The sequence below is a fragment of the Methylobacterium sp. WL69 genome, from assembly GCF_008039485.1.
In the GTDB taxonomy this organism is placed as follows: domain Bacteria; phylum Pseudomonadota; class Alphaproteobacteria; order Rhizobiales; family Beijerinckiaceae; genus Methylobacterium.
The window spans coordinates 1-7,751 of sequence record NZ_VRUZ01000139.1; the positions used below are offsets into that span (position 1 = coordinate 1).

Genomic DNA, 7,751 nt, shown 5'->3' on the forward strand with positions numbered 1-7,751 from the left:
CGCCCCCGTCTCCCGCAGGACCCCCGCGACCGCCCGGATCGCCGCATCTCCCACCGCGTGCCCATGGCGGTCGTTGATGGTCTTGAAGTGGTCGATGTCGATCAGGAGCGCCGTCATCGGCGCCTCCGGCGTCGTCCCGTCGACCAGCCGCTCGGCGAGATGTTCGGCCCGCCGCAGGAAGGCGCCGCGGTTGAGCAGCTGCGACAGGTGGTCGGTGTCCGCCTGGCGGATCAGCTCCCGCTGCAGGCCGAGCAGGCGCTCGGTGGCGCGCAGGCGCGCGATCAACTCGTCCCGGCCCGGAGGCTTCGACATGAAGTCGTCGGCCCCGCTGTCGAGCACTTCGCCCAGGCTGCGGCTGCCGTGGGCCGAAGACATCACCAGGATGGCGAGCGGCCGGGGTGCGTTGGCGAGGAGCCGCAGCTGCCAGCACAGTTCGAACCCGTCGAGCGGGTGGGTTTCCAGGCTGGTGAGGACGCAGGCCACGGTTTCGTCGGCGGCGACGCGGGCGAGCGCTTCCCCGGCATCGGTGAAGCACAGGGCCTCATGGCCGCTCGCCACTAGAATCTCGGTCACGGACCGATGGATGACCCGGCTCGGGTCGACGACGACGATGCGCAAGGTTGTCCTCAGCCGGGAGATCGATGGCGGAAAGCGAGGGGGTGGAGTTTCCCAAACTGGCAGGGCCGCAGTCCCGCCGAGGATCTGAACGTGCTGTAAACCATCACGGTGCGCGTCGCAGCCCGTGGATCACGATTTGTCTATACCATCTCGGATTCGTGAGGCGGTTGTATCAAATGCGATCGAAATTCCTATCGGCATGTATCGGTGCGCAATGCATCTTGGGAGCATCGGACGGGAGACGACCGTTTCGGCGGTCGACGTCCTTCGAATCCCTTTCCCAGGAAGCCCAGACCATGTTCGTCCGCACCCTCGATTTGCTGTGCCTCCGTGTCCTGGGTTCACCGGCCCTCGGACGGGGGGTGCGCGCGGTCATCGTCGGGGCGGCACGACAGACCCCTCCCCGCACGGAAACCGCCGACGGTCGGGCCGTCCCGGTCTGCTAGTCGGAGGGATCGCCAAGAGGCGGAGCGAGCATCGCCCCGGACCCTCTCACCCTGGCGAACGATGGGATCGGCGCGCCGGGAACACCTGCGTCCGCGGCTTGATCACGGCTTGGAGTGGGGCGACGGCGGCGTTCGCTTCGAGGCCATTGCCGCTCGGAGGCGCAGGGTCGCGGAGCCGACACGACACGGACGCCCAGGGCCATCGCCGGGCGTCGGAGCCCCCCTAGACCGGCTCGTCGGGCGGGCGCGGCCCGGCCGGGGCGAACAGGTCCTCGGGGGGATCGATCACGACGCGGCCGCCGGCGATGTCGAGCTCGGGGACGAAGGCCTTGGTGAAGGGCAGGAGGGCGGTGGCGCCGCCCAGGGCCGGCTTGATCTCAAGGAGATCGCCGCCGCCGTAATTCGGCACGTCCGCGACGGTGCCGAGGCGGGTCCCGGCGGTATCGACCACGTCGAGGCCGACGAGGTCGGCGGTGAAGAACTCGTCTTCCGCCTCGACGCTGCCGAGGCGCTCGCGGGGGAGATAGAGCGCGAGGCGGTTCAAGCCCTCCGCACCCGTGCGGTCGGCCACACCCTTGACGCGGACCACCAGCAGGTCGGGCGAGGCGCCGCCGGCCCGGCGCACCTCGGTGAATTCGATGCGGCGCCCGTCGGCGCCGATCAGGGGCCCGTAGGACGCGATGGCCTGCGGGTCGCCGGTGTAGGATTTCAGGCGGATCTCGCCGTTGAGTCCGTGCGCACGGCCGAACTCGCCCATCTGGACGAGGCTCGGATCGGTGGCGGGCAGGGGCGCATCGGCGTCGGGGTTCGGCCGGTGGGCCGAAGTCGGGACGCTCGCGCCGATGCGTCCGGGACGCGCGCGGCGTCCGCCGTCCCCGTGGGGCGTGTGACCGGGGGGACGGCGGGCCATGCGCTGCGCCTCAGGCCGCGGCGTCTTCGGCCGGCGGGGCGGCGGCCTTCTCGGCGCGCTTGGCGGCGCGCTCCTTGGCCTTCTCGCCGGGCTCGGCCTTCTGCGGGTTGTTGCGCGCGGGGCGCTTGGCGAGGCCGGCGGCGTCGAGGAAGCGCAGGACGCGGTCGGTGGGCTGGGCGCCCTTGGCGAGCCAGGCCTGGATCTTGTCGGACTCGAGCACGATGCGGGCCGGATCGTCCTTGGCCTTCATGGGATCGTAGACGCCGACCTTCTCGATGAAGCGGCCGTCGCGGGGGGCGCGGGCGTCGGCGACGACGATGCGGTAGTACGGGCGCTTCTTGGCGCCGCCACGGGTGAGACGGATCTTGAGGGACATGGTTTCTACTCTCTGTTTTCGATCGCGTTGTGGTTGGCCGCGATCGTCTGGTGGTGCCGGATCACTTCCTTGACCACGAAGGCCAGGAAGGTCTCGGCGAAATCGGGATCGAGCTTGGCGTCGATCGCGAGCCGGCGCAGGCGGGCGATCTGCATCGCCTCGCGCCCGGGGTCGGAGGCGGGCAGGCCCTTGCGGGCCTTCAGCTCGCCGACCCGCTGGGTGCAGCGGAACCGCTCGGCGAGCAGGTAGATCAGGGCCGCATCGAAGTTGTCGATGCTCTCGCGCAGGCGCACGAGTTCGGGGTCGATCCCCTGCGCCGCCATGGTCTCGGGGCCGCTCATTTCTTCTTCCCCGGCAGAAAGCCGCCGAGGCCCGGCAAGCCCTTGGGACCGCCGAGGCCGGGAAGCCCCGGCATCTTGCCGCCCAGGCCCGGAGGCATGGGGGGCAGCTTGCCGCCGAACTGCTTCTGCATGTCGGCGATCATCTCGGGCGTCGGCTCGGGCATGCCCGGGGGCAGGCCGGGCATCCCGCCCGGCATCCCGCCACCGCCACCCATGCCGAACATCGAGCCCAGCGCCTGGCCGATGCCGCGCTTGCCCGAGCCCATGGCCTTCATCATGTCGGCCATGGTCCGGTGCATCTTGAGGAGCTTGTTCAGCTCCTCCACCTTCGTCCCCGAACCCGCCGCGATGCGCTTCTTGCGGGAGTTCTTGAGGAGGTCGGGATTCTTCCGCTCCTGGGCGGTCATCGACGAGATGATGGCCCGCTGGCGGGCGAACATCTTCTCGTCGAGGTTGGCGTTCTCGACCTGCTTCTTGATCTGGCCCATGCCCGGCAGCATGCCCATGAGGCCGCCGATGCCGCCCATCTTCTCCATCTGGGCGAGCTGCATCGACAGGTCGTCGAGGTCGAACTTGCCCTTGCGCATCTTCTCCGCGGTGCGGAGCGCCTGCTCGTGGTCGATGGTCTCGGCCGCCTTCTCCACGAGGGAGACGATGTCGCCCATGCCGAGGATGCGGTTGGCGACGCGGGAGGGGTGGAATTCCTCCAGGGCGTCGACCTTCTCGCCGGTGCCGACGAGCTTGATCGGCTTGCCGGTGACGGCGCGCATGGACAGGGCCGCGCCGCCGCGCGAATCGCCGTCCATGCGGGTGAGCACGATGCCGGTGACGCCGAGGCGCTGGTCGAAGGCGCGGGCGGTGACGACGGCATCCTGGCCCGTGAGTGCGTCGGCGACGAGGAGCACCTCGTGCGGGTTGGTGGCGGCCTTCACCTCGGCCGCCTCCTGCATCAGCGCCTCGTCGAGGGTGGTGCGGCCGGCGGTGTCGAGCATCACCACGTCGAAGCCGCCCAGCCGCGCCGCATCCATGGCGCGCCGGGCGATCTGCACCGCCGACTGGCCGGCGACGATGGGCAGGCACTCGACCTCGACCTGCTTGGCGAGAATCGCCAGCTGCTCCATGGCGGCCGGGCGGCGGGTGTCGAGGGAGGCGAGCAGCACCTTGCGCTTGTCGCGCGACGCCAGCCGGCGGGCGATCTTGGCCGTGGTCGTGGTCTTGCCCGAGCCCTGGAGGCCGACCATCAGGATGGCGACGGGGGCGGGGGCGTTGAGGTCGATGAGCCCGACATCGGAGCCCAGCATCGCGGTCAGCTCGTCGTTGACGATCTTGACGACCATCTGGCCGGGGGTGACCGACTTGACGACGACGGCGCCAACCGCCTTATCGCGCACCTTCTCGGTGAAATCGCGCACGACTTCGAGGGCGACGTCGGCTTCCAGCAGGGCGCGCCGGACTTCCCGCAGAGCGGCGGTGACGTCGGCCTCGGTGAGGGCGCCGCGGCGCGTCAGCCCCGAGAGAATGCCGGACAGGCGATCGGACAGGCCTTCGAACATGCGTCAGGCTCCCTGGGCCAGGCTCGTCAGGACACGTCTCGTCACGGCGAACAGCATCACTGGTTGATGCCCGCGCTCTCGGCCCGGCGCGCCTGGAGGGCGTTCTCGAAGCTGCGCACGGCGCGGGCGAACTTGTCCCGGCACTCCGGATTGCAGAAACCCACGACGGCACCGTTGTAGAGGGTCAGCGAATCGACCGCGATGGGCTTGCCCGACCACGGGCAGACGTCGTTGACCGCATCCGCGATGTCCAGCGGCGTGTTCGACGTGAGGGGCGTGGCGTGGGGCATGCGGCCTTCGAACGAATGTGCGATCGACGCCCTGTCCCCAACGCGAAGCTCGCCCGAGGGCGCATCGCGCTGTCGGGCGTTGACCTCCGGCCTCATGGGACCGGTCGGCGTTCGTGCTGACGATCGGATCGTCTGAAAGATGAAGGGTCGGTTAGGACGAGAATGCGGGGGAGTCAAGTTTTCTGGCCGGTGGGCCGGGATGCGACTTTGACAGGGGTTCGCATCCTAAGCGATCATCGCGAGGCAGACTTCGCGAGGGGCGATGAGCGATACGGACGACGCCCGAGCCCGACTCATCTCGAACGAAAGCACGAAGTTGACGGCGACCTATGTCAACGGCGTCGCCATCGCAGTGCTCGCCATCGGAGGCCTGGCCCCGCTTTTTTCCCAGGATGTCTCTGTGCCGACGACGCCCAACCGCCCTTCGCTAACGCCGGGCATTTCCCTTCTTTGCTTATGCGTCAGCAGCACCCTACATTGGGTTGCCAGAAGTCTTCTCCGGGAGTTGCGGTAATGGACATCCACACCCTGACCCTCCTGCTATACCCGTTGGGCGCCTTGCTACTCGGCCTTGGAACCGTATGGCTCGCCCGCCGCGCGCACTGAAGCAGCGTCAACGGCCTTCGGCCGAAAGCCCCGGCAAATCCTGCAGGGCCGGGTTCGACAGCGCCATCACCTTGAACAGGCTGCCCATGCCGCGCCGGGCCGGATCGGTGAGGCGCGACACGGCCGTGGCGATTCGTAACGCCTGCTGCGGCGTGGCGTTGGCGCTGAGGCGTTCGGCGCGCGCGCGCAGACCGAGCGCCTGGAGGAAGTCGCGCTGATCGAGGGGGCCGTGCACCCGCGCGCCCTCACCGGATGCGGCCCGCGCCAGGGCCGAAAAATCCACGTGGGTGGTCAGGTCGGCCTCCCCGGGCGCCGCCAGGGGATCGACGAAGCGGTGCCCCGCCACGGCCTGGAGCGAATCGCCGAAGCCCGGCCGGGCGTGACCGTAATCGATGGCGAGCATCGCGCCGCCGTCCCGCACGAGGCGCCGGGCGAGGTCGCGGACGGTGTCGAGGGCGGCCCCCGGCAGGGTCAGGGTCGCGCCGACGGGCGCCGGCGCGTCGATGCGCGGATCGGGCTCGGCGGCGAGGCCGAAGACGAGGCGGTCGGCGTCGGGCGACAGGCCGATGCAGCGCTCGAACCAGCCGCGCGCCGTGCGCTGGAACTGGCGCACGGGCAGGGCGTCGAAGAACTCGTTGGCGACGACGAGGGCGGGCCCCGGCGGCAGGGTGGCGAGGCCCTCGTGCCATGTCGGCGCGAAGCCGGAGAGCCGCTCGGCCTGCGCGGCCCGCAGGACCGGGCTGGTCTCGACGAGGTGGAGGGCGGGGCGCAGGGTCGGCGCGGCGCGGGCAAGCGCTCTCAGCGCGTCGGCCATCAGGGTGCCGCGTCCGGGGCCGAGTTCCACCAGGGCGAGGTCGGCGGGCGCCCCCATGGCCCCCCACGCCGCCGCGATCCAGACCCCGATCAACTCGCCGAACATCTGCGAGATTTCCGGCGCGGTGACGAAGTCGCCCGCCGCCCCCAGGGGATCGCGGGTGCGGTAGTAGCCGTGGACCGGATGGCCGAGGCAGAGGTCCATGTAGCGCGCCAGCGGAACCGGCCCCGTCGCCAGAATCTCATCGCGCAGCAGCGTGAAAAGCGGCGTCGTCAAGGGGCGTCGGCCCGGCTCGTCCTGGCGATGCCGCCGCGCGCCGCCAGCACGATGGTGACGAGGCCGACGAGCGCCATGGGCAGGCAGAGCAGCATCCCCATGGTGATGCCGCCCGTGGCCCAGCCCTCGGTGCCGAACAGGTAGCCGAGCTGCCGGTCGGGCTCGCGGAAGAACTCGCAGAACGTCCGGGCGAGGGCGTAGCCGAGGACGAAGACGCCGCTGAGCAGACCCGGCTTGCGGAAGCCGAACACCCGCACGGCCACCGCCATCACGCCGAACAGCAGGGCGCCCTCGGTGGCGGCCTCGTAGAGCTGGCTCGGGTGGCGCGGCAGGGGGCCGCCGGACGGGAACACCACGGCGTAGTCGAAGTCCGGGGCGATGCGGCCCCACAGCTCGCCGTTCACGAAATTGGCGATGCGGCCGAAGAACAGCCCGATGGGCACCGTGACGGCGGCGAGATCGAACAGGTTGAAGGCGGCGAGTTTTCGCGAGCGCGCGAACAGGGCCATGGCCAGCACCGCCCCGAGGAAGCCGCCGTGAAACGACATGCCGCCGTTGCGGATGGCGAGGATCTCGAGGGGGTCGTTCAGGTAGAGCGGCAGGTTGTAGAACAGCACGTAGCCGATGCGGCCGCCGAGGACGACGCCGAGGGCCACCCAGACGATGAGGTCGTCGATGTCGTTCAGGCTCGGCCGCCGGCTCGCACCCCAGAGCCGGTCCGTGGCGACGAGCCGGCGGGCGTAGAACCAGCCGCCGAGCAACCCGGCGATGTACGACAGGGCGTACCACTTGATGGTAATCGGCCCGATGGCCACCGCCACCGGATCGATGGCGGGAAACGGCAGGGCGAGGAGCGGTGGCATCGGCGGGCGTCCCGGTCTGATACGGTTTCCAGCCGATCGGTTCGGTTGAACCGGCCGATCGCTGAAAGAGGAAGTGAAGCGCGGGTCCCCTCTCCTGGAAGGAGAGGGACAGGGTTAGGTGTGTGACCTATTCAGAGATGTCCCACACCTCACCCCAACCCTCTCCTTTCAGGAGAGGGAGCCTGTCGCGCCTGATGCCGGCTCATTGTGGCTCTCGATATCAGCCACCGGGCGGATGTGTGAATCCGGTAGCCTTCCAAGAGAGGGAGCAGGAAGCGACCGCTCGATCCGAAGCGGTCGAACAGCGGCGGGTTGAGTGTCTCTCACGAAACGCCCGCTGCGCCGGTCTGCCGAATCACGGAGCCGGCGCCCATCGAAAACTCCGTGAGGCCCTGCAAATCCGGGCATTGGACGCGCGGGGCCCGACCCGTCAAGGCCGAGCCCTGCGCGGGGATCATGCCGGCCCGACCGCGCCCCCGTCCGTGTCCCGTCGCGCCATGAGCAGGATGCCGTGTCCGTCCGGCCCCGTCAGGCCGGCCATGTGGCCGTCCCCGGACCGGAGGACGGCGTGGTCGGGCCGGGCTTCCGCGAGCCGGGCGAGGAGGGCGGGCAGGTCGTCGATGCCGAAGCAGAGCCGGGAGGTCGCCCGGTCGCGGGC

At 70.0% G+C, this 7,751-nt stretch carries 9 protein-coding genes; all 9 read right to left on the minus strand.

Going from position 1 to position 7,751, the window contains the following annotated elements; translation table 11 throughout:
- Positions 1–618 (minus strand): diguanylate cyclase (locus tag FV218_RS23325; RefSeq protein WP_147711444.1); only part of this gene is annotated, 618 nt, incomplete at its 3' end.
- A 669-nt stretch (positions 619–1,287) separates the two neighbouring features.
- The gene (gene rimM / locus FV218_RS21220; protein WP_147711445.1) at positions 1,288–1,974 is read right to left on the minus strand and encodes a ribosome maturation factor RimM; all 687 of its coding nucleotides are present in this window, start codon (positions 1,972–1,974) and stop codon (positions 1,288–1,290) included.
- 10 nt (positions 1,975–1,984) lie between these two features.
- On the minus strand, positions 1,985–2,350 hold the full coding sequence (gene rpsP / locus FV218_RS21225; protein ID WP_056093802.1) for a 30S ribosomal protein S16: 366 nt from the start codon (positions 2,348–2,350) through the stop codon (positions 1,985–1,987).
- Positions 2,351–2,355: 5 nt separating this feature from the next.
- Complete coding sequence (locus tag FV218_RS21230) at positions 2,356–2,691, minus strand: chorismate mutase (protein ID WP_187273129.1); 336 nt, start codon at positions 2,689–2,691, stop codon at positions 2,356–2,358.
- Positions 2,688–4,244 carry a signal recognition particle protein gene (gene ffh, locus FV218_RS21235; protein ID WP_147711446.1) on the minus strand — a complete coding sequence of 519 codons (1,557 nt, stop codon included), beginning with the start codon at positions 4,242–4,244 and terminating at the stop codon, positions 2,688–2,690. The genes FV218_RS21230 and ffh overlap by 4 nt, the downstream gene beginning before the upstream one ends.
- Before the next feature lie 56 nt (positions 4,245–4,300).
- Positions 4,301–4,534 (minus strand): glutathione S-transferase, encoded by a 234-nt coding sequence (locus tag FV218_RS21240; RefSeq protein ID WP_147711447.1) that lies wholly within the window; start codon positions 4,532–4,534, stop codon positions 4,301–4,303.
- 613 nt (positions 4,535–5,147) lie between these two features.
- A complete protein-coding gene (locus tag FV218_RS21245; protein WP_246685223.1) occupies positions 5,148–6,230 on the minus strand; it encodes an SAM-dependent methyltransferase in 1,083 nt (360 codons plus the stop codon).
- Positions 6,227–7,093 carry a prolipoprotein diacylglyceryl transferase gene (gene lgt, locus FV218_RS21250; RefSeq protein WP_147711448.1) on the minus strand — a complete coding sequence of 289 codons (867 nt, stop codon included), beginning with the start codon at positions 7,091–7,093 and terminating at the stop codon, positions 6,227–6,229. The genes FV218_RS21245 and lgt overlap by 4 nt, the downstream gene beginning before the upstream one ends.
- Before the next feature lie 454 nt (positions 7,094–7,547).
- Positions 7,548–7,751 (minus strand): hypothetical protein (locus FV218_RS22920; RefSeq protein ID WP_187273130.1); only part of this gene is annotated, 204 nt, incomplete at its 5' end.

Bases quoted from the DNA above. Each gene is read 5' to 3' on its own strand.
- ffh (WP_147711446.1), bottom strand. From the start codon at position 4,244: ATGTTCGAAGGCCTGTCCGATCGCCTGTCCGGCATTCTCTCGGGGCTG.
- FV218_RS21230 (WP_187273129.1), bottom strand. From the start codon at position 2,691: ATGAGCGGCCCCGAGACCATGGCGGCGCAGGGGATCGACCCCGAACTC.
- FV218_RS21240 (WP_147711447.1), bottom strand. From the start codon at position 4,534: ATGCCCCACGCCACGCCCCTCACGTCGAACACGCCGCTGGACATCGCG.
- rimM (WP_147711445.1), bottom strand. From the start codon at position 1,974: ATGGCCCGCCGTCCCCCCGGTCACACGCCCCACGGGGACGGCGGACGC.
- lgt (WP_147711448.1), bottom strand. From the start codon at position 7,093: ATGCCACCGCTCCTCGCCCTGCCGTTTCCCGCCATCGATCCGGTGGCG.
- rpsP (WP_056093802.1), bottom strand. From the start codon at position 2,350: ATGTCCCTCAAGATCCGTCTCACCCGTGGCGGCGCCAAGAAGCGCCCG.